The following is a 21,775-nucleotide window of genomic DNA, read 5'->3' as shown; positions in this document are numbered from 1 at the left end:
ACAGCGCCGCGTTAGCCGGAACATGATCGGCATTACCGTAAGTTCTGCATTCGTGCTCACCCTGTTGTTGGCGTTCGTGGGATTCGCTTGCCTGGACGCCCTCAACGTGCTCAATATCGGCGTCGCCACCACGATCGTCTACGTGACCCGGCTGGAACGGCGATCGGTGTTCCCCGGTGGCCTGAGCTTCGTCACTGGATTGTTTGTGGCGCTGTTCACGTTTGGATTGGCGACGGTGCTCGGCGTGCGCTCGCTGACCGATGTGGCCGCGGGTTCCGAGATCACTCCATCAACCCGGTACTGGGCCCAGCTGGTCATCGGAGTCCTGCTGATCGCGGTTGCCGCCTTGACCTGGTTCTCCGAGCCGGTGACACCACCGTGGATCCGGAATGTGGCCCGCCGCCATCCGTGGCTACTCGCCCTTGTCGGTCTCGCACTCGGATACGCCGAGGCTCCGACCTCGGTTCCCTACTTGAGCGCGCTGGCGATGCTCGCCTCCCGCCATCCGCTTCCCGCGGCCTGGCCGCTGCTGCTGGTCGGCTACGGGGTGATAGCTATCCTGCCGAGCCTGCTCATCCTGGCGCTCTCCACGCGGCGCTCCCCGCGCGCACGGCGCGTGCAGCGCGGCCTGGTGCGGACCGTGACACGCTACGGCCCCACCGCGATCCGGGTGATCTTTCTGTGCCTCGGAACGATTCTCATTGCCGGCGCGCTCGTGCATCACAGCGCGCTGGGCCTGCGGTAGGGCGGCCACACTTTCCGACAAAATACGGCTGACCCCTCGCTGTGCCCAACCCCACGATGAGCACAACGATTGACCAGCCGACGCGTCCGATCGCGATTAGCCGAACGAACACCTCGGACATTACTGTCAGTAAATAGTACTTGTCAATCACTTACCATCTCGATAAGTAACACTCCCACCAGACACCCCGGAACCTACGATGAGCAGCACAAGATCGGCGTGTATGGTTGAAGTGCAGAATGGAAGTATGTGAGGGGGTGCGATGCCGGACTTTTCGCAGCGATTGAGCCATCTGTTTGCCACGGTGCATCCCGCCGGGCGTGGCCCGTATTCACTGAACGAGGTGGTCGCCGCACTTGGCGAGCGCGGCGTCGAGGTCTCTTCGCCATATCTATCGCTCCTACGCAAGGGCGAGCGGTCGAACCCCGCACCCGAAATCGTGACGGCGCTGGCCGAGTTCTTTCAGGTGAGCCCCGCCTACTTCTATGACGCCAACTACGCCGCATCGGTGAACCGCGACCTCGACTGGCTGGTGCAGCTACGCGACTCGAAGGTGCGTGAAATCGCACAACGCAGCTACGCGCTATCCGAGCACAGCCGACAGGCGATCGCGGACATGGTCGATCATCTGCGCAAGGTCGAGGGCATTCCCGACAAGGAAGCCGGGGCCGCGAAGTCGTCCTGACGCTCTCGATAGGCGTCGGCAATGGCGAGTATCCAGTCATGATCGGCTACACCCGCCGGCGGGCGTAGCCATTCGCAACTGAGTCCCGGAACCGATTGACCGATAAGCCATCCGGCTACTGCCGCGGCCAATTCTGACGGATCCGTAGCCACTGGCTGATCATTTGAGAGTGGCACTTCGCGGGCCTGCGCCACCAAAGTTAGGCCGTCTTGGATATGCGATTGCCATTCGAATACTAAGTCCGACAATCTAATTCGCGATTCTTTCGGCGGGAAAAGCTGCGGGAACAAGCCAGCCATCGAATCGTGCAATGGCCGGAGTCGGTGCTGGTCTCGCAACGCGCGGACCCGCAGCGCTACCGGCGGCCACAGAAAACCCGCCGTGATCAGGATCGCGCCGACACACCCGGCCATGGTTCCAACCCATAACCAGAAAGGGTGGTCCATGACGCCCCCTCCCACACCGAGCGGCCGCAGGACCCCACCGATTACCGTTGCCACGATCTCCAGTACAGATGCGGCAGCGAGTAGTCCTAGACCGGTGCCAACCGGTGTGCAATCCGCATGCCGTAGCCCCACCCACGCGAGCTGAGCGAAGACCACGGACGCGAAACTGCCGCCTAACACCAACGCGGTCCTAGACCAGAAATCGCCGCTCACGGTGAGCGCATTGATAGCAGCATAAATATCGTTTGTTGTGAGCAGCAGCTGGCTTTGGCTTGCCGCAACGGCAACCGCGATCAAGAAGACCGCGGTTGCCGCCAAGGTAGTCGCAAGTCCGCGGCGTATCCGAGCCGGAGATGTATCGCCACGAATACCGATCACAAAGACCTGCAAGCATCCCGCTATCGCGACAGTCCACCAGCCACCCAAACTGACAGCGCGGGCCAGCGGCGGCATGGCCGACCACACCCATTCAGTGAACACTAGTAGCCACAGCCACACGCATATCCCAAAGCTGGTGGCCGCGATCGCCGGAACCGACGTCGGGTACCGCCAAAGTCGCCACAGCCTGTACAGCAGAACCGGTAGGAAACACAGCAGAAATGCGACCCTCGCAATCTGCAGACCCTCTCCTACCGAGTGGCCCATTAGCTACCAGCACCCTTCACATGACTGCCCGCTGGGTCGATCATGAGCTGGCCACCAAAACGGCGATAGCCGTCGGATACCGCAAGCACCCACCGCGCATCGCTGACACCAACGGGAGTCCGCAACCATTCGCAGCTGAACCCAGGAACCGATTGGCCGACAAGCCATTTTGCTACTGTTGCCGCCCGCGCCGAAAGGTCGGCTGCCGCAGGACGATCGGTTTCAAGTGGTACACCGCCCCGCTGCGCCAGCAGAGTCAACCCATCCTGGATATGAGTCGTCCACTCAAACACCAAGTCCGACAATCGCATTTGCGACTCTTCTGGAGGAAACAGCTGCGGGAAGGCGCGTGCCAGACTGTCGTGAAGCGGACGAAGACGTCGACTGTCCCGCCACGCCTGAAGACGTAGCATCACTGGAGGCCAAACAAAACCGGCGATCAACAACGTCACGCCGACGCTACCCGCCAGGCTCTGCAGCATCAGCCCATACCGAACAGACACTAGATCGTGCCCCCGGGTGAGCGGACGCCAGATTCCCCCCAAAGCCACCGCAACAAACTCAAAAGACGAGGCCACCGCCAATATCCCCAATCCGGTACCGACGGGTGTGCGGTCCGCATGACGGAACCCAACCCAAGCCAGCTGGACCAGTGTCACTGCTAGGTATCCATTACCCGCCACCGACCCAATGATCGCGCCGCCGTCGGCACCATCCAGTAGCGCATTGGTCAGCTCATGTAAGTCCTTGGTAGCCAACAGCACCTGGCTCTGGCTCATGGACAGCGAGACCACGACGAGGATCGTCGCTGTTACGACAAGGATTACGCGTAAACCTCGCCGCATGTGCTCCTGAGAAGCGGATGCGCCGATGCCAAGAATAAACACCTGTGCGCATGCCGCCACCGTGGTGACCAACAAGCCACCCATACTGGCGGCGCGGAACTGCGCCGGCATGAGTGACCACACAATGTCGGTGAAAGTGAGCAGCCAAAACCACATGATGACACCGAAACAGGTGACTGCAATCGCCGGAGCGGTTGCCGGGTAACGCCACAACCGCCAAATCCTGTAGAGCAGAACCGGCAGGAAGCACAGCAGAAACGCAAAGCGCGCGGTCTGCATGAGCTGCCACGTCCACGGGCTGATCACCCCAGCGCGTCATCCACGTACGGACTCCACCGCGTGTGGGTGCCGCGCCCGGATCGCATGCGGCGGATCAGCAGGCCCGCGAAACGCTCGGCGGCCAGTTCATCGTCCGGCCAACGATTGTCGTTGTGCACCAAATCCTCACTGCCGCAGCTACGTTGCAGCATGCGAGCAACAAGTTCCGGAGCTACGGCTTCGACGTGTTCCGCCGCAAACTCCGCGACCGGCAGCCCCCGGTGACCCAACACCATATGTCCCAACTCGTGAGCAATGGTGCGGTCTCGGCCGACAACGCCGTGACCGACCTGCACTATGTCGCGGTCCGGAAAGGAGATCCACTGACCAAATACCCCGGCCGCAAGCGGTGCATCCTGGATCTCCATGACCCGGCCGTTCGCATGCGCCCAACTCCGTGCGACCTCGATCACCGATCCCTGCCCACCGCCACTCGCGGCAAGCACCTGGTCCACCGCAGCAACGACCGCGCCATGACTGCTGGCACCGCGTCGCGCAAACCACATGGCCAGTAATGCTAGCGACCTGGCACGTCGTGCACAGCAGAAGGAGCGCCTACGAGACCGGCACCCAGGTGATTTATGTCAAAGGTCCGATCACGCCACAACCGCCCGTTGTTTCCGCGTTACCCATCGGCCGGCCGGTTCAGGCGACGGGGAGCCGACATACGGCATTCCCCCCATACCCCGCGGCGGGCCGCTGAGCTCACGAAGCAGCGTGCCGAATTCGGGCTGGTAAATGCGGTGACGGGCGAAGCCGTCACGAAAGCTGCCGAGTAACCCGCGTGGAGCCACCCAGGGGAATCGAACCCCTGACCTATTCATTACGAGTGAATTGCTCTACCGACTGAGCTAGGGTGGCGCGCCGGGCGAACCCAGCGCCCGAGAGTCTACGGCACCTGTCCCGCGACGCCCAATCTCATTCCGTCGGACGCAGCGCCTGACCTGCCGTCGCTACCAGAGCATCGATCGCGAACTTGGGCTTCACGTTAACCGCCAGCGCTTCTCGACACTCCAGGACCGCCTCAATGCACTTCAGCAGCTGTTCGGGCGGGACCCTGTCCACCATCGGCCCAAGCCGGTCCGCCATATCGGGATGATGCAGGGCCACGTCGCCCTCATCGGCGGCACCGAACGACAGCACCAAGGCGTCTCGGAAGTAGGTCGCCAGGTCGATCAGTGTACGGTCCAGCGCATCACGCGACGCCCGCGTTTGCCGGGATTTCTGTTTCCGCTCAAGATCTTTCAAGACTCCGGCGGATCCGCGCAGCGCTGTCGCCGCACCCTTTCCCGTACCGCCCGCTCCCAGCGCTGTCTTGAGTTCTTCCTCTTCTGCCTCATTACGCGCGGCCGTCAGCTCCTTGGCCTCAGCATCGGCGCTGGTGACCAGCTCCTCGGCCGCCGCATACGCCCGGGTCGGAGTCGCCGCCTCCCGGGCCAGCCCCAACGCCTTGAGCCGACGGGCACGAGCCTGCTCATCGGTCGCCAGCCTGCGGGCCCGGCCCACATGACCGCCACTGACCGATGCCGCCCACTGTGCCTGCTCCGCGTCGATCCCATCGCGGTCCATCAACACCTGGGCGATGGCCGTGACCGAGGGCGTGACGAGCGCCACATGGCGACAGCGCGATCGAAGAGTGATCGAAATGTCCTCGGGATCCACCGACGGCGCACACAACAGGAACACGGTCCGCGGCGGCGGTTCCTCGACAACCTTCAGCAGCACATTGCCGGCGCCCTCGGTCAGTCGGTCGGCATCTTCGATCAACACCACCAACCAGCGCCCGGTACTCGGCCTGCGCCATGCCGCCTGCACGATGGCGCGCATCTCGTCCACACCGATCGACAGGCCCTCGGGCACAACTCTGCGCACGTCAGCATGGGTACCGGCCATCGTTGTCGTACACGGACGGCATACGCCACAACCCGCGGTCTCCTGCGCTTCGCACTGAAGCGCCGCGGCAAAACACAAGGCAGCCACCGACCTGCCCGAACCCGGCGGGCCGGTAAACAACCACGCGTGGGTCATCCGTCCCGCGTCATCACCACGTGCAGCCAATGCCGAGGATGAGAGCGTGGAAACCACCGCTCCCTGATCCACCAGGCGCCCAAAAACCCCGCTCATCGCCTCCAACCCTAGCCGCCGGTACCGACTCCACGAGTGCGCGGACAAGCGTGTGAGGCGCCACCGTCACCGCCGACAGCTACGGTTAACGGGTGACTGGCGCGGAGGGTAGGCCCGATCGGCGCCCACTTGCACGCGCAGCCCGGTACTCCCGGTGGGTCATGCGCACACCGTGGCCTCTCTTCATCATGGGTATCGCCCAGTCGAACCTGGTCGGAGCTCTGTTCGTACTGGGATTCCTGCGGTTCGGCCTGCCGCCGAGCGACCGCGTAGAACTGACCGAACTGGGCCCACAGCGGCTCATCATTCTGGGCGTCTCGCTGTTCATCCTGTTCGTCGTCGGTGCCATCGTCAGCACCTATCTGCTGCTACCAGTGCTGCGCTGGCAGTACCGGTCGCCCGACTTCGAGTCCGAAGGCTCCGAGGCGGTCCGGGTGCGGGCCCTGCAAATGCCCTTTTACCGGACCGTCATCAGTGTCGCGACGTGGCTCGTCGGAGGCGCCATCTTCGTCGCGGTCACCTGGTCGTCCACCCATAGCTCGGTGCTGGTCGCGGCATTCGCAACCGTGCTCGGTGCCACCACCACCAGCATCATCGGGTACCTACAGTCCGAACGCGTCCTGCGCCCGGTGGCCATCCAGGCCTTACGGCGCGGCGTGCCCGAAAATGTCACCGCTCCTGGCGTTATCGTCCGTCAGGTACTCACCTGGGCACTGAGCACCGGTGTTCCGATTCTGGCGATTGTGCTGACCGTCGTGGGACAGCGCGCCGGGTACCTCAAGTCCAACGCCGACAACCTCACCGGATCGATCCTGATCCTGGCGATCATCGCGCTGGCCATCGGACTGATGGGCACCCTGCTGGTGGCGACATCCATCGCCGACCCGCTGCGCCAGCTGCGTTGGGCACTCAGCGAAGTGCAACGTGGCAACTACAACGCTCACGTACCCATCTATGACGCCAGCGAGCTGGGGCTGTTGCAGGCGGGGTTCAACGACATGGTGCGCGATCTCGGCGAGCGGCAACGCCTACGCGACCTGTTCGGCCGCTACGTCGGTGAAGATGTGGCACGCCGCGCACTCGAGTACGGCACCGAGCTCGGCGGGCAGGAACGCAGCGTCGCGGTTCTTTTCGTCGACCTGGTGGGATCCACTCAGCTGGCGTCCACCCGCGGGCCCGCCGTGGTCGTGCGGGTGCTTAACGAGTTCTTCCGAGTCATCGTCGACACCGTCAACAAGCACGGCGGCTTCGTCAACAAGTTCCAGGGTGATGCCGCGCTCGCCATCTTCGGCGCCCCCATCGACCATCCAGATGGTGCCGCCGCAGCCTTGGCCGCCGCGCGCGAACTTTCCGGCGAGCTCACCAATGTGCTGGGCTCCAACGACTTCGGTATCGGCGTCTCCGCCGGGCGAGCCATCGCCGGCCACATCGGCGCCCAGGCCCGGTTTGAGTACACCGTCATCGGCGACCCCGTGAACGAAGCGGCCCGGCTCACCGAGCTGGCCAAGAACGAGCCCGGAAACGTGCTCGCGTCTGCCTCGGCGGTCATGGAAGCCCGCGACGAAGAAGCGCTGCGCTGGGACGTCGGCGAGACCGTTGAGCTGCGCGGCCGCACGGTATCTACGCAAGTGGCACGCCCGCGGCACAGCTAGAGCGGAATGGATCGGGCAGGCCGTGGTTTGACACTGCGACAGTAGCTTTCGATCGCCGCCCGACTACGTCGCCTTCTTCGCAGCCTTTTTCGCGGGCGCCTTCTTGGCCGGAGCCTTCTTGGCGGCCTTCGCCGGAGCCTTCTTCGCCCGCTTCACCGGCCCACGCGCACGGCGATCGGCGAGCAGCTCGGAAGCCCGCTCGTCAGTGATCGATAGCACGTCATCACCCTTGCGCAGGCTGGCGTTCGTCTCACCGTCGGTGACGTAGGGGCCAAAGCGGCCATCTTTGATCACCATCGGCTTACCGGTCGCCGAGTCCGTACCGAGCTCGCGCAGCGGAGCAGCCGAAGCCGATTGTCCACCACGGCGTTTGGGCTCCGAGTAGATCTTCAGCGCCTCGTCGAGAGTAACGGTGAAGATCTGATCCTCGGTGGCCAATGACCGGGAATCCGTGCCGCGCTTCAGGTATGGGCCGTAGCGACCGTTCTGTGCGGTGATCTCCTCGCCGTTGGCGGGGTCGACACCGACCACACGCGGCAACGAGAGCAGCTTCAGCGCGTCCTCAAGCGTCACCGTCTCCAGGGTCATGGACTTGAGCAGCGAGCCGGTACGAGGCTTGGGACCTTCCACCTTCTTGGCTCCCCGCTTCGGCTTCTCAGCCTCAACCGGTTCCGGCGGAGCAGGCAGCACCTCGGTCACGTAGGGACCGAAACGTCCATCCTTAGCGACGATTTCATGCCCAGTCTCCGGATCAACGCCCAGCGAACGACCCTCTTGCGGGATCGCGAACAGCTGCTCGGCCATCTCGACCGTCAGCTCATCGGGGGTGACGCCATCCTTGACGTTGGCACGCTGCGGCGTCGGTTCGCCATCGTCCCCGGTGATGATCCGCTCCAGATACGGTCCGTTCTTGCCAACCCGTACGTAGATGGGACGACCCTGATCGTCGTCGAACAACTTGATGGAGTTGATCTCTCGAGCGTCGATTTCCTCAAGATTCACACCCACCAGACGCTTGAGTCCGCCGGCACGCGCCACCGAACCCTCGACGCCGTGGTCTCCACCAAAGTAGAAGGCGTTCAACCAGTTTGTGCGGCGCTCGTTTCCTGAGGCGATCTCGTCCAGGTCATCTTCCATGGCGGCCGTGAAGTCGTAGTCGACAAGGCGGCCAAAGTGCTGTTCCAAAAGCCCGATCACCGCGAATGCCGTCCACGACGGGACCAAGGCACTGCCCCGCTTGTGCACGTATCCACGATCCTGGATGGTCCGGATGATCGACGAGTAGGTCGACGGACGTCCAATCCCCAGCTCTTCCAACGCCTTGATGAGCGAGGCTTCGGTGTATCGGGCGGGCGGGTTGGTGGTGTGACCATCGGCGGACAGGTCCGCGACGGTGACGCTCTGCCCCTGCTTGAGCTGCGGCAGACGACGTTCTTCATCGTCCGCCTCGCCGCCGCTCAGCTCGTCGACGGTCTCCACGTAGGCAGACAAGAATCCGGGGAACGTGATGGTGCGTCCGCTCGCGGTGAACACCACCTGCTCACCGGAGGTGGCGGTACCGGCCAGCCGCAGGCTCAGCGTGGTGCCACGCGCATCGGCCATCTGCGACGCCACCGTGCGCTGCCAAATCAGCTCGTACAAACGGAATTCGTCGTTATCGAGCGATGAATGCAATTGACCCGGAGTTTTGAATGTCTCACCTGCCGGGCGAATGGCTTCGTGCGCCTCCTGCGCATTTTTCACCTTGCGCGTGTATTGCCGTGGCGAAGGATGCACGTATTCGTTTCCGTACAACTCCGCGGCCTGGCTACGCGCTGCGGTCAATGCCGATTCCGACAGCGTCGTGGAGTCGGTACGCATATAGGTGATGTAACCGTTTTCGTACAGCCGCTGCGCGATGCTCATGGTGCGCTCGGAGGAGAACCGCAGCTTGCGGCCCGCCTCCTGCTGCAGCGTCGACGTCATGAACGGCGGGTACGGCTTGCGCGTGTAGGGCTTCTCCTCGGCGGAGGCAACCGTCAGCGTCGCCTGAGACAGCCCGGCGACCAGGGCGTTCGCACGCACCTCATCGAGGACCAGTACCTCGTCGGCCTTTTTGACCTGGCCCAGCGAGTCGAAATCACGGCCCGAGGCCACCCGCAGGGCATCCACACTGACCAGGCGGGCATTGAATCGCGGCGGTTTCGCCTCGCCGCCCGCGTCCAGCTCGGCGCCCAGATCCCAATAGCCCGCACTGCGGAACGCCATGCGGTCGCGTTCGCGCTGCACGATGATCCGGGTGGCCACCGACTGCACGCGTCCGGCGGACAGGTTACGTCCGACCTTCTTCCACAGCACGGGACTCACCTCGTAGCCGTAGAGCCGGTCCAGGATGCGGCGGGTCTCCTGGGCATCGACGAGGTTGTTATCGAGATCACGGGGGTCCTGAGCGGCCGCGAGGATGGCCTGCTCGGTGATCTCGTGGAAGACCATGCGCCGAACCGGCACCTTGGGCTTGAGAGTCTCCAGCAGGTGCCAGGCGATGGCCTCACCCTCGCGGTCACCGTCCGTTGCGAGATAAAGCTCGTCAACGTCCTTCAACAGGCCCTTGAGCTCGGTGACCGTGCCCTTCTTATCCGGGCTGACGATGTAGAGGGGCTCGAAGTCCTCGTCGACGTTCACCCCGAGGCGGGCCCAGGGTTCGGACTTGTACTTGGCCGGAACATCGGCAGCAGCACGGGGCAGGTCCCGGATGTGGCCACGCGAAGATTCGACGACGTACCCGTCGCCGAGGTAGCCAGCGATCTTGCGGGCCTTCGTCGGTGATTCGACGATGACGAGCCGTCGCAATGCTTCGTCTCCTTACCTGCGCATTCAGCCGCATATGTACGGTGTACGGGCGGTTCACCGTGGTCACAAGATGACACCCCCGCGCCAATTGCGCAAACCTAGCCTTGCATATAGGCGCCGGTATTCCGGATGTCAGGGTGCCCAAAAGTGTGTCCGAGTCTCCGCTCAACCGCTGCTAAACCGTCTCAGACCCGCGGCCAGACACGGAATGCATCGGTATCGCCGGGCGGTTCTCCGATGTTTTCCAATAACCGTCCCAGCCGGCGGCGCCCACTGATCCGTAACGCGGGATTGGCGCCGCGTGTTCCGATCAGCGTCGGGGCAATTCCTACCCGCATGAGCGCGGCCGCCAACGGTGAATGTGTATCGGGGGCGTGTGGGTCCAGCCCCAGCAGGTATCGATCGGCCTCCGGTGAGCCTGCGGCGAGCACCCAGGCGCGCAGCTCGCGCGCGCCTGGTAACCATTGCGCGGGCACGGTTTTCACCGCGCCCCGGGTCCACTCACGCGCAATCGGCAGTATCGAGGGGTCAATCGCGGTACGCACCAGCGGATGGTTCTCGGTGCCGGTCTCGGTGTGACCAACCTCGGCCTGCAGACCGGTTTCGGTGATCATCTCGGCCAGCGCCAGCGCACGCCAGGGCTGGTCCACAACCACCGAGATACGGGCACCGGCGCCGCTGACCACCACCTGACCTGGACCTGCCAGCAGCCCGGCCAGATCGGTGACCTCAGGAGGCACCGATTCGGCGGAGAAAAAGGACAGCTGGCTCACAGTCACAGACAGTACTTTCTCGGGTCCTTACGCGAGCAGACGCAAAAGCACCCATTCACCCGCGTGTCGAGGGACGTGTACGTCTGCTCACGGGTTTCTTAGAGACGAGAAACGCCCCCGGCGCATGGCCGGGGGCGTTCCTACGACGGATGTGGGTCAGACGGCGCGGACGCCGGTAGCCTGCGGGCCCTTGGGGCTCTGGCCTACCTCGAACTCAACCTTCTGGTTCTCTTCCAGGGTACGGAATCCGTTGCCCTGAATCTCCGTGTAGTGGACGAAGACGTCAGCGGAGCCGTCCTCGGGCGCAATGAACCCGAAGCCCTTTTCCGCGTTGAACCACTTCACAGTTCCCTGTGGCATTTCTTGATTTTCCTTCTCTTACACCGGGTGCGACGCGCCGTTCGGTACGTCGGGCCCCGTTCCGACCGCCATACCCCGTGAAGATGACCCTCGCAGGAACCGCGACCGCAACGTCGATCCTGCGAGTGCAAAACACGAACACAGAAGCTGCGACCGCCCTAAGTAGAGCATGTTTGGGGCGTTGGCGATAGCGGTGTGCCACATAATTGATAGGAAGTTCGGTGAACAGTGGCGAAACTTCGGCCACCTTTAGCCCTGCCTTACCCTGGCATTATGGCCATATGCGGTAGCGAAATCAACACCGTTTTGGCACAAGTGTGCAGGTCACAAGGGGTTTTGCGGTGACTGTCGGTTACGGCCGTGAACTGCTGGATCTTATTGTGGCAGGCACCCCGAGCGGTGAGACTCCGGTACGGCATATTTGCGATATTCCTGCCCGGAACGCCGAGGTTGCCAACTGGCCGCACTGGGCTCATCCCGACGCGGTAGCCGCATTCAGCGCCCAAGGCGTGGCAGCGCCGTGGACGCACCAGGTAGCCGCCGCCTCCCTGGCCTTCTCGGGTCGCCACGTGGTGGTAGCCACCGGAACCGCGTCCGGGAAGTCTGTCGCCTACCAGCTGCCGATCCTGACGGCCCTGGCCTCCGAGCCCCGTGCCCGAGCCCTGTACCTGGCACCCACCAAGGCGCTCGGCCACGACCAATTGCGCTCGGTGCGCGAATTAATCACGGGGATTGACAATTTCGACCGGATACTGCCCTGCACATACGACGGCGACAGCTCCAACGAATTGCGGCGGTTCGCGCGCGAAAGCTCTCGCTGGATCTTCACCAATCCCGACATGATGCATGTGTCGCTGCTGCGCAACCACACCCGCTGGTCGGCCTTCCTGCGCGGACTGCGCTACCTCGTGGTCGATGAATGCCATTACTACCGAGGCGTTTTCGGATCAAATGTGGCGCTCGTGCTGCAGCGGCTGCTGCGCTTGTGTGCACGTTACGGCTCGCATCCGACGGTGGTTTTCGCCAGTGCCACCACAGCGAATCCTGGCGCGGCAGCACAGGCCCTGATCGGGCAACCCGTGGAAGAGGTCGTCGCGGACGGATCACCGCACGGGATGCGTACCGTTGCCCTCTGGGAACCGCCGCTGTTGCCGATCACCGGCGAGAACGGGGCTCCTGTGCGCCGCCCGGTCAGTACCGAGACGTCGCGCCTGTTGGCCGATCTGGTCCAGGAGGGCGCACGGACGCTGGCCTTCGTCAGATCGCGGCGCGGCGCGGAGATGACGGCACTGGGCGCCGCCCATCGACTGGCCGAGGTCGACCCCGGCCTGGCGTCACAGGTGGCCGCATATCGGGCCGGATACTTGCCCGAGGATCGTCGCGCCTTGGAGCAGGCGTTGTCCACGGGCACGCTGACCGGCGCGGCCACCACGAATGCCCTTGAGTTGGGCGTGGATATCGCCGGGCTGGATGCCGTCGTGGTGGCCGGCTTCCCGGGCACCGTGGCCTCGTTCTGGCAGCAAGCCGGCCGCTCCGGCAGGCGGGGCCAGGGCTCATTGGTGGTGCTGGTGGCCCGTGATGATCCATTGGACACCTATCTGGTGCACCACCCCGCTGCCCTGTTGGACAAGCCGATCGAAGCGGTGGTGATCGACCCCACCAATCCGCATGTGTTGCGCCCACATCTGCTCTGCGCGGCAACAGAACTCCCCCTGAGTGAAGATGATGTGCACTCCCTCGATGCCGGGCAGGTGGTGTCCGATCTGGTTGACGACGGTCTACTAAGAAAACGGCCAGGCGGATACTTCGCCGCCCCTGGCCTCAATCCGTATGCGGCGGTGGATATTCGCGGCTCGATCGGCGGGCAGGTGATGATCCTGGAGGCCGATACCGGACGGGTATTGGGCACCGTCGATACCGGTCGCGCGCCGGCGACGGTGCATCCGGGCGCGGTCTACCTGCATTCCGGCGAAACCTACGTCGTCGATTCGCTCGACTTTGGCGACGGAATCGCTTTGGTACACAACGACCGTCCCGATTATTCGACCTTTGCTCGCTCTACCATCGATATCGCGATCACCGGCGAAGGAGAGCGCGTCGCCCTGGGTGACGTACACATCGGATTGGTGCCGGTGGATGTGACGCACCAGGTGATCGGCTATCTGCGCAAGCTGGCGACCGGCGAGATCCTCGACTTCGTGGAACTCGATATGCCTTCCTCGACGCTGAGCACCAAAGCGGTGATGTACACGGTCACGCCGGAAGCCTTGTCGGGCATCGATATCGATCCACTGTCGATTCCCGGAGCCCTACATGCCGCCGAGCATGCCGCCATAGGCCTGCTGCCATTGGTGGCCAGCTGCGACCGCGGCGATATCGGCGGCGTGTCCACCGCCCTGCAGCCGGAGACCGGCCTCCCGACGGTGTTCGTATACGACGGCCATCCCGGTGGCGCGGGCTTCGCGGCGCGGGGGTACGAACAGCTGGCAACGTGGCTGGGCGCCACGGCCGATGCCATCGGGGCGTGCGAATGCGAGGCGGGTTGCCCTTCCTGTGTGCAATCACCCAAGTGCGGCAATGGAAATTCCCCGCTGGACAAGGCGGCGGCGATCAAGGTGCTACGGCTGGTGCTATCCCGGCTGCCGCGCTAGAAAGCTCGCGCGTACTGCTTGGGCACCACGGGATTCAGTTCAGCACCCAACTCGCGTGCGGCGCGCCGTGGCCAGTACGGGTCGCGCAGCAACTCGCGGCCCAGCAGTACCGCGGAGGCATCCCCCGCGGCGAGAATGGATTCTGCCTGATGCGATTCGGTAATCATGCCGACCGCCGCTGCGGGAAGCGAAGTTTCGGTCTGCACGCGCCGCGCGAACCTCACCTGGTACCCGGGCCCGGTCGGGATATGTACGTGCGGAACATTGCCCCCCGTCGATACATCGATGAGGTCTACTCCACGGGCCTGCAGCAGCCTGGCCAGCTCGACCGTCTGATCGGGTGTCCAGCTGTCGGCTTCCAGCCCCGGTTCCTCGGATAGCCAGTCGGTGGCCGAGACCCTGACGAAAAGCGGGAGATGTTCGGGCCAGACGCTGCGCACTGCCGTGACGGTATCAAGGGTGAACTTGACCCGCCCCGCGAACGAACCTCCATACTCGTCGGTGCGAGTATTGCTTGCCGGAGAAAGAAATTGGTGCTGAATGTAGCCGTGCGCGGCGTGCACTTCAAGCACCTGGAAACCTGCCCGCACCGCACGTTGCGCGGCACCGACATAGTCTTCGATGATCGCCGTAAGGTCGGCGGTGGCGGCTGATACCGGTGGTACGAAGTCACCGTACGGCGCCTCCGTTGGCCCAATTGTCTGCCAACTCAACGGATCCGAGGGATCCAGCGAATGGTGCCCGTCCCATGGCGCGACGGTGGACGCCTTGCGGCCGGCATGCCCGAGCTGTATCGCCGGAACGGCGCCATACTGCTTGATTCCTTCCACGATGGCGGCCCAGGCGTGCTCCTGGGTGTCATTCCACAGGCCGGTGTCGTACGGAGAGAGCCGGCCCTGCGCGTTCACCGAGGTGGCCTCGGTGAACACCAGTCCAGCACCACCGATGGCGCGGCTGATCAGATGCGTGCGGTGCCAGTCATGCGGTGTCCCAACCAGCGGCCCGGTGGGTTCCGCCGAGTATTGGCACATCGGCGACATCCAGATCCGGTTGGGAATGGTGATGTCACGCAACCGGTACGGCTCGAACAGCTGGCTCATGGTGCGAAGGCTCCTCGCGTTGGGTCTTCGGCCAGCACCGCTGGCCCGGCACAGTCCAACGCCGATGGGCCCAAGATACTTCCCGGGTACCGCTACCCGGCTTGTTCGGTCACCGGCCCCTGCTCAGCGGCGGCCAGCGCCTCACGGATGAAGTCTGCCGAGAGCACCACAGCCTCGGCCGTATCGCGCGAGACGGCGATGGCCGGGAACGCGTGCAGCTGCCACGAGTAGCTGTGCACGTTGACCACCACTCCTGCCGCGGAAAGTTTCTCGGCAAGCTCGATGGCATCCGGTTCCAGGAATTCATCCTGGGCGGTGATGAGCAGGGTGGGCGGGTAGGCCTCGACGGGCACCGAGATCACGCGGCGTTCTCCGGTGAATTCCACTGGCCCCCTATCGAACTTGGGCGCCAGCTTCTTGAGCTTGCTCTTGGGCAGGTAGGCGTCATGACGGCTGGTGCTTTCCGGATTTGCACCCAGGTCCAGATCCAACAACGGCGAATAGCCCACATACGCAACGGGTTTTGGTAGCCCATGGTTATGCGCGTATTCGATGACTTTGCCGCTCAGGTACCCACCGGCCGAATCTCCGACAACGATCACGCGCTCGTAGTCCTGTAACAGCTCGCGGTAGGCCTGCACCGCATCCGCCACCGAGGAACCCACGCCCACCTCCGGTAGCTGCCGGTAGTCCAGCACGTACACGGGGATTCTGAGCTGACGGGCCAGTAGACCGGTGATCTTGCGGTGGGTGGCCGGACCGCATGCGATGAACGCGCCCCCGTGCAGATACAGAATCGCGGTGCTGGAATCCGACGGCGCCGTCCCCGCCGCGATCATCAGGTCCGTGGGCCTGTCGGCCAGGGTCACCCGCGTGCGCTGGATGCCGGGTGCGTCGGGCCCGCGCTGCGCGCCACGATCGAGCCATTTGAGCTGCCGAAGGCCCCCGTCGAAGATCGGGAACAAGATCAGCAGCGGCTTCACGAAAAGCAGCACGAACAAGAAGGACAAGCGTGCCTTGAGACCCGACTTGGGGTGCAGGGTGACGAGCATCAGGTCACGCTACAGCCAGGTGTTTACCGGTTCGGGCGGGGCTAGTGGATCGAGAACGGTACAGGCATGTGCAGGGCCACCTGCGCCTCGGCCATGACCTCGAATTGCACCGTGCGGATCGGCCTGAGCGTCCTCAGATCGCTGGCCAGATGCCCCTGCCCGATCTCCAGGTTGACGTTACGCGGAAGGTACGCCGCACCCGTCGACAGCACATGGGTTTGACTCAACGTCGAATACCACGCGTCACCCATGGTCGTGTAGGAGGTGGACGGGGTGACGCATTGCCCACTCCCATGGGTCCGCTGTCGCGGCGTCGGCGCCGACAACGCCACATCGACGCCGCCCGCGTCATTGGACACACGCACCTCGGTCCGCCGCCGGTCCACATCGACGTCGATCCCGGTGACCCACTTAGGGAACCCGTACCCGTCATGGCCGCGAACCTGAGCGATTTCCGAACTGACGGGCAGCGAAAGTACATAGGAATAAACATCTTTGAACCGCAGCGCGGCAGCCAGGTCGATGAATCCCGGGCCGCGATGCCGGGCCGGCCGAACGGCGACCGCGATGGCGGCCTCGGTGTAAAAGTCGATATCGCATACGTCGTAGCGGAAGAACATCGCCGAAACCAGCCCGATCCCGGGCACCAATTCCAGTGGAGCTAGCTCCGCCGGCAACCGCGTGCGAATCGCCCGGGTGGGCGCCAGCATGACCAACCGGGCCGTCGAAACGCGGTAGTAGAAGTTCGGGGTGAGCGTGGGGCCGAAGGGAGCGTCGACCTCCGTCTTGGGCAAGCGGCGAAAGAACTCGACACCGCTGACGCGCGGATCGCGGGCGACCTCATCGAGATCGGTATCCATCCGAAATCGGTCGTAGAGGCCACCCACAGGAACGGTCACCACACGATTTCCCAAATCCACTTCGACGGTCCCAGCCGGCATCCGAGAGCCCTTTCGATCGATGCGGTGTGTGCAGCGCTTACATCGCAACTTAAGTCCGCATGTAAGCACTGTCAACTCACCGTGCCTAGCGGCCCCAGCAGGCGAATATGCAATGTTGACACCGCTCACTCCGCTGGTATGTTTGCACCGTTAACACGGTTCGGATCGGGACCGTCCCCGAGCGGGCGCATCAGCCCAAGGAGCAGATCATGAGCAAGAACGCGCTGAAAGACCGCGGAGCCAAGTTGATGAATCTCGCGCATCGAGTGGTACTCACCGTTAGCGGCAACCGGTTGCTGTCCGAACCCTTCGGGATGCCGGTAGTGGAGCTGCATACGGTTGGCCGCAAGTCCGGGCTACCGCGGTCCTGCTACCTGACCACCCCGGTCCACGACTCCGGCCGCGTGGTGCTGGTCGCGTCGAAGGGTGGTGACGATCGCAACCCCGAGTGGTATCTGAACCTGCAAGCGCGCCCCGACGCCGAACTGATCCTCAACGGGCGCCGGCACAAAGTGCACGCCCGCACCGCGGACGCGACGGAAAAATCGGAACTCTGGCCGCAGATCGTGGGCGCGTACAGCGGATACGCCGGTTACCAGCGGCGGACCTCACGCGACATCCCAGTAGTGATCTGCGAACTACTCGACTGAAATCACTGCCCGTGGTCGGCGGCCGCGAGCGCCGCGCGCACGGCAGCGCGCACCCGCGCCACCACGGCCTCAGGGGGCTGGGTCTCGAACTTCCCATCCAGGTGCAGGAAGGCCAGCCCATGCACCAGGGCCCACATCGCGTTGGCGGCCGCTTCGGGCTCTGACGCCGGAAATGTCTTGGCGACAATCGATTCGAGATACTCCCCGATCGCCGCCGCGGCGGCGGTCCGTTCCGGGCTGTTCGGATCGCAGGGCTCGGCGAACATCACCCGAAAGAGGCCAGGCCGCTCAATGGCGAACTGCACATAGGCGATCGCGACCGCGGCAAAATCATCGACGGTAGTCGGTTCGGCACTGGCCGCCGCGAGTTCGGCCGCCAACTGCTGGTAGCCGATTGCCGCAACCGCAGACACCAACGCATTGCGATCGGCGAAGTGCCGATACGGGGCAGCGGTCGATACCCCTGCACGCCGTGCGGCAGCGCGCAGCGACAGCTCACTGGCCCCGTTCTCTTCGAGGAGTTCCATGGCCGCACGCAGCAGCGCGCTGGGCAGATCGCCATGGTGATACGTCTCGGACGTGGTGGCCATACCTGAAACCTAACCAGTGTTGACAGTGCTTACATTCGCGCCTACCGTGTCGCTAGGACGTTGTAAGCACTGATTACATTACTGGGCCGGGAGGCATCCGCGTGACAAATGATCTTCGAGCCGATGGCTTGTTCACACCTCTTCAACTGCGCAGCGGCCAAATCCTTCCGTCACGGATAGCGAAGGCAGCCATGGAGGAGGGCATGGCCGGCGCCGGGCAAGTCCCCGACGACCGACTGATCAACCTCTACCGCCGCTGGGGCGCCGGCGGCACCGGGCTACTCATCACCGGGAACGTCATGGTGCATGCCGAAGCATTGACCGGCCCCGGCGGCATTGTGCTCGACTCCAGCGCACCGCTGGATCCCTTTGCGCGCTGGGCGCAAGCGGGAAAGTCCGCGGGCGCACGCATCTGGATGCAGATCAACCACCCCGGCCGCCAGGTTCAGGCGAACATGCCGGGCGTGGTGTGGGGACCGTCCAACATCGCCGTCGACATCGGCAGCCAATCCAAACGATTCGGTAAGCCGGTTGCGATGACCCCACGCATGATTGAGGACACCATCCTGCGTTTCGCGACTACCGCGGAGCGCGCCGAGCAGGCGGGGTTCGACGGGGTAGAAGTACATGCCGCACACGGATATTTACTCTCGCAATTCCTTTCACCGTTGGTGAACAACCGCACCGATCAGTGGGGCGGCTCACTGGAGAATCGCGCCCGGTTGCTGATCGAGATCGTCCGAACGATCCGCACGGTGGTGTCCCCAGAATTCGCCGTCGCCGTCAAGCTGAACTCCGCGGACTTTCAGCGCGGCGGCTTCGACGCCGATGACGCACGCAAGGTGATCGCACTACTGGAACCCGTCGGTGCGGACCTGGTCGAGATCTCCGGCGGGAGTTACGAAAGTCCGGCCATGACCGGCCGCCCCGCCGATGGGCGCACCGCCGCCCGAGAGGCGTACTTTCTGGATCTCGCCACCGAGTTGGCCGCAACCAGTGCCCTGCCCCTGATGCTGACAGGGGGGATTTCCCGGATTGAAACAGCCGATCAGGTGCTGGCCAATCACGTGGCGATGGTGGGTATCGGCACTGCGCTCGCGGTGACCCCGGACCTTGCGCACCGCTGGCGCGAGGGGCTGGGCGCCACCGCGGTACTACGGGCCGTCACATGGAAGAACAAACAATTGGCCGCGGCGGCGAGCATGGCCATGGTCCGGTATCAGCTGCGCCGGATGGCCAAGGGCGACAACCCCGCACCGCGGGTGCCCGCGGCCTGGGCGCTGGCAATGGATCAACGCGTACAGCGCCGCGCATTGCGAAACTACGCACGCTGGTTGGCATCGCGGCAAAAGCCCGTAACCTCGGTGGGTGTCTGAGACCAAGGCCCGGCGTCAAGACCGTCGCACGGCCGTAACAACAGCCGCCATCCTCGACGCAGCCGAAGGACTTTTCGTGGAGCGCGGGTTCCACGTGGTCACGATGGACGCCATTGCCGAGGCCGCAGGCCTCGCGGTGGGTTCCATCTATCACCACTTCAAGAACAAGGAACGCCTCTATCTCGCGCTCGTCGAGCGGGCCTTGCTGGTCAACGAGCAGGCGATGGCCGTGGCATTCGGTCAGGGACGTACTCCCATGGAAGAACTGCGAGCCGCCAGCGACGCGTATTGCGATTTTCATCTACGGAACCCGGGGTACTTCCGCATGATCGCGCTCCGCACCCTTGACGTACCTCCCGGCGATATGGCCGACGAGGTCGAGCGCCGCATTGCCGACAAGGTCGAGGCCTTGGTCGGCGACATCGCCGATGTGCTGCGCCGGGCCGACGCGGCAGGCGAAGTGCACTGTCCCGATCCGGTGCGCACGTCAATCTTCTTGTGGGGTGCGTGGAATGGCGTGCTGTCACTCAACCTGCGCCCCGACCGGCTGCGACTCGAGCCCACCGAAATGCGGCACGTGCTGGCACTGGGCCGCGACATCATCGAGCGCGGACTCGTTCCTCAATAAGTCTTGTAGGACCGTTCAGTTTTGTAGTAGCGTTCAATTTATGGTGCTGGCAGCTGCGATCCAACTCGAGGCGGTCATCGGCGACGTGGCCGCGAATCTGGAAATGTGCTCTCAACTGGCCGAGGAGGCCGGCCGGGCCGGCGCGAAAATCATCGCGCTCCCTGAGTTCTTCACCAGCGGAATCGCGTTCGACCCATCACTCAAGGACGCCGCACTTTCCCCCGACGGAGCGGCCACTTCCCTGCTGTGCACGCTCGCCCAGCGATACGACGCGCTGGTCGGTGGCTCATTCCTCTGCCGCGACAAGGACGGACACGTCCGCAACGCCTATTTCGCCGCCGACTCGACCGGGTTGGTCGGGCGACACGACAAGGACCTACCGACCATGTGGGAGAACTCTTTCTACATCGGCGGCCGCGACGACGGCGTACTTCGTGCCGGCACGCTCGACATCGGCGCGGCGGTATGTTGGGAGCTGATGCGAGCCCGCACGGCCCAACGCATGCGTACTCGCGTCGATCTGGTGCTGACCGGCTCTGGTTGGTGGTCGATACCTCCCTGGCCACCACACGCGATCTTCGGAGCCATGGAACGCCGCAACCACCAAACGGCCCGAGCGGCAGCGGCTACCTTCGCGAAATACGTTGGCGCCCCGGTTGTTCACGCCGCGCATGTCGGCGAGTTCCGGTGTGCCATGCCCTGGATTCCGCTGGAGTACCGAGGCCGGTTCGAAGGGTCCACCCTCATCACCGATAGCGCCGGCCACGTCATCGCCGAGCGCCGTCCCGAAGAAGGACCCGGCGTCATTCTCGGCGATATCGACCTCGGACGCCAATCACCCATGACCGAGATTCCCGACAGATTCTGGCTGCATCCGCGCGGCATATTGCCCACCGCGGCATGGCATTACCAACGGTGGCACGGCCGTCGCTGGTACCGCAGAAACATGGTGACCGCATGAATCTCGTGGTCCGCGTCGGGCTGGCAGAGCTGGCCTTCGGCGCACTCATGGGATGGGTGGTTGCCGCCAACTTCCTTGCCCCACAATTATTCAAGCGCATCGGCGTGACGAACGGGCGCAGGTTCCTACAGGCCCACCTCGACTACATCATCATGGGGATACTTCTGATCGCGGTGGGTCTTGCGGTGCCCAACCTGCCGGGCTGGCTGGTCGCCGTCCTGGTCTACGGCACGCTGCTCAATCCCACCTTGTTCCTCCCGATGGCGTTCAACGCGCACATCACTTCCAACGCCGCTTTCAAGGCCGCCACCTTCACTTCCTTCGCGGCGATGAGCGGCAGCCTGGTACTAGTTGCAGTGCAATAGATTTCAGAGACTTAGCGATCACGCGGAACCGTACAGCGT

Annotated in this window: 19 protein-coding genes and 1 tRNA gene; 9 read left to right on the top strand and 11 right to left on the bottom strand. The window is 63.9% G+C overall.

Annotated elements, in window-relative coordinates; all coding sequences use genetic code 11:
* Positions 1 to 52 precede the first annotated feature (52 nt).
* Together ABG82_RS03075 and ABG82_RS03070 are read left to right on the top strand one after the other, a co-directional pair.
* Positions 53 to 745, top strand: coding sequence for a GAP family protein (locus tag ABG82_RS03075; protein WP_078343783.1), 693 nt, complete (start codon positions 53 to 55; stop codon positions 743 to 745).
* 262 nt (positions 746 to 1,007) lie between these two features.
* Positions 1,008 to 1,430, top strand: coding sequence for a helix-turn-helix transcriptional regulator (locus tag ABG82_RS03070; RefSeq protein ID WP_043079492.1), 423 nt, complete (start codon positions 1,008 to 1,010; stop codon positions 1,428 to 1,430).
* Positions 1,431 to 2,520: 1,090 nt separating this feature from the next.
* Here the strand turns inward: ABG82_RS03070 and ABG82_RS03060 are convergent.
* From ABG82_RS03060 to ABG82_RS03045, 4 genes are all read right to left on the bottom strand, one after another.
* Positions 2,521 to 3,645, bottom strand: a complete 1,125-nt coding sequence (locus ABG82_RS03060) for a hypothetical protein (protein ID WP_234708078.1) — start codon at positions 3,643 to 3,645, stop codon at positions 2,521 to 2,523.
* Positions 3,646 to 3,668: 23 nt separating this feature from the next.
* A complete protein-coding gene (locus tag ABG82_RS03055) occupies positions 3,669 to 4,190 on the bottom strand; it encodes a hypothetical protein (protein WP_043079490.1) in 522 nt (173 codons plus the stop codon).
* Between the two features lie 279 nt (positions 4,191 to 4,469).
* Positions 4,470 to 4,545: transfer RNA gene (locus ABG82_RS03050), tRNA-Thr, on the bottom strand.
* A 57-nt stretch (positions 4,546 to 4,602) separates the two neighbouring features.
* Positions 4,603 to 5,808: a DNA polymerase III subunit delta' gene (locus tag ABG82_RS03045; protein WP_043079489.1), complete on the bottom strand. Its 1,206-nt coding sequence runs from the start codon at positions 5,806 to 5,808 to the stop codon at positions 4,603 to 4,605.
* A gap of 161 nt (positions 5,809 to 5,969) precedes the next feature.
* On the opposite strand from ABG82_RS03045, the gene ABG82_RS03040 reads away from it, so the two are divergent.
* Positions 5,970 to 7,460 (top strand): adenylate/guanylate cyclase domain-containing protein, encoded by a 1,491-nt coding sequence (locus ABG82_RS03040; protein WP_043079488.1) that lies wholly within the window; start codon positions 5,970 to 5,972, stop codon positions 7,458 to 7,460.
* 63 nt (positions 7,461 to 7,523) lie between these two features.
* On the opposite strand, the gene topA is transcribed toward ABG82_RS03040, so the two are convergent.
* The 3 genes from topA to ABG82_RS03025 form a co-directional block, all read right to left on the bottom strand.
* Positions 7,524 to 10,289 carry a type I DNA topoisomerase gene (gene topA, locus ABG82_RS03035; protein ID WP_043079487.1) on the bottom strand — a complete coding sequence of 922 codons (2,766 nt, stop codon included), beginning with the start codon at positions 10,287 to 10,289 and terminating at the stop codon, positions 7,524 to 7,526.
* 185 nt (positions 10,290 to 10,474) lie between these two features.
* On the bottom strand, positions 10,475 to 11,062 hold the full coding sequence (locus ABG82_RS03030; protein ID WP_043079486.1) for a hypothetical protein: 588 nt from the start codon (positions 11,060 to 11,062) through the stop codon (positions 10,475 to 10,477).
* 156 nt (positions 11,063 to 11,218) lie between these two features.
* Positions 11,219 to 11,422, bottom strand: a complete 204-nt coding sequence (locus tag ABG82_RS03025) for a cold-shock protein (RefSeq protein WP_005064941.1) — start codon at positions 11,420 to 11,422, stop codon at positions 11,219 to 11,221.
* Between the two features lie 341 nt (positions 11,423 to 11,763).
* On the opposite strand from ABG82_RS03025, the gene ABG82_RS03020 reads away from it, so the two are divergent.
* The gene (locus ABG82_RS03020; RefSeq protein ID WP_043079485.1) at positions 11,764 to 14,073 is read left to right on the top strand and encodes a DEAD/DEAH box helicase; all 2,310 of its coding nucleotides are present in this window, start codon (positions 11,764 to 11,766) and stop codon (positions 14,071 to 14,073) included.
* On the opposite strand, the gene ABG82_RS03015 is transcribed toward ABG82_RS03020, so the two are convergent.
* From ABG82_RS03015 to ABG82_RS03005, 3 genes are all read right to left on the bottom strand, one after another.
* On the bottom strand, positions 14,070 to 15,173 hold the full coding sequence (locus ABG82_RS03015; RefSeq protein WP_043079484.1) for an NADH:flavin oxidoreductase/NADH oxidase: 1,104 nt from the start codon (positions 15,171 to 15,173) through the stop codon (positions 14,070 to 14,072). The two genes, ABG82_RS03020 and ABG82_RS03015, sit on opposite strands and share 4 nt — an antisense overlap.
* A gap of 92 nt (positions 15,174 to 15,265) precedes the next feature.
* Positions 15,266 to 16,225: an alpha/beta hydrolase gene (locus ABG82_RS03010; RefSeq protein ID WP_043079483.1), complete on the bottom strand. Its 960-nt coding sequence runs from the start codon at positions 16,223 to 16,225 to the stop codon at positions 15,266 to 15,268.
* 41 nt (positions 16,226 to 16,266) lie between these two features.
* Positions 16,267 to 17,166 (bottom strand): acetoacetate decarboxylase family protein, encoded by a 900-nt coding sequence (locus ABG82_RS03005; RefSeq protein ID WP_043079482.1) that lies wholly within the window; start codon positions 17,164 to 17,166, stop codon positions 16,267 to 16,269.
* Positions 17,167 to 17,375: 209 nt separating this feature from the next.
* Between ABG82_RS03005 and ABG82_RS03000 the strand changes: the two genes are divergently transcribed.
* Positions 17,376 to 17,816, top strand: a complete 441-nt coding sequence (locus ABG82_RS03000) for a nitroreductase/quinone reductase family protein (protein ID WP_043079481.1) — start codon at positions 17,376 to 17,378, stop codon at positions 17,814 to 17,816.
* Between the two features lie 2 nt (positions 17,817 to 17,818).
* On the opposite strand, the gene ABG82_RS02995 is transcribed toward ABG82_RS03000, so the two are convergent.
* Positions 17,819 to 18,406 carry a TetR/AcrR family transcriptional regulator gene (locus ABG82_RS02995; protein WP_043079480.1) on the bottom strand — a complete coding sequence of 196 codons (588 nt, stop codon included), beginning with the start codon at positions 18,404 to 18,406 and terminating at the stop codon, positions 17,819 to 17,821.
* A gap of 101 nt (positions 18,407 to 18,507) precedes the next feature.
* Between ABG82_RS02995 and ABG82_RS02990 the strand changes: the two genes are divergently transcribed.
* Genes ABG82_RS02990 through ABG82_RS02975 form a run of 4 tightly spaced genes read left to right on the top strand, consistent with a single transcriptional unit; the run spans position 18,508 to position 21,736 of the window.
* Positions 18,508 to 19,782: an NADH:flavin oxidoreductase/NADH oxidase family protein gene (locus tag ABG82_RS02990; RefSeq protein ID WP_043079479.1), complete on the top strand. Its 1,275-nt coding sequence runs from the start codon at positions 18,508 to 18,510 to the stop codon at positions 19,780 to 19,782.
* Positions 19,775 to 20,410: a TetR/AcrR family transcriptional regulator gene (locus tag ABG82_RS02985; RefSeq protein ID WP_043079478.1), complete on the top strand. Its 636-nt coding sequence runs from the start codon at positions 19,775 to 19,777 to the stop codon at positions 20,408 to 20,410. The genes ABG82_RS02990 and ABG82_RS02985 overlap by 8 nt, the downstream gene beginning before the upstream one ends.
* A 40-nt stretch (positions 20,411 to 20,450) precedes the next feature.
* Entirely contained in the window at positions 20,451 to 21,371 is a 921-nt protein-coding gene (locus ABG82_RS02980; protein ID WP_043079477.1) for a carbon-nitrogen hydrolase family protein, read from the top strand.
* A complete protein-coding gene (locus ABG82_RS02975) occupies positions 21,368 to 21,736 on the top strand; it encodes a hypothetical protein (protein ID WP_043079476.1) in 369 nt (122 codons plus the stop codon). Before ABG82_RS02980 ends, ABG82_RS02975 begins: the two co-directional genes overlap by 4 nt.
* Positions 21,737 to 21,775: the final 39 nt, after the last annotated feature.

The sequence above is a fragment of the Mycobacteroides immunogenum genome (assembly GCF_001605725.1).
Classification (GTDB): domain Bacteria; phylum Actinomycetota; class Actinomycetes; order Mycobacteriales; family Mycobacteriaceae; genus Mycobacterium; species Mycobacterium immunogenum.
Note: the sequence above shows the minus strand (reverse complement) of the source record. Positions and strands in the feature narration are given on the sequence as shown.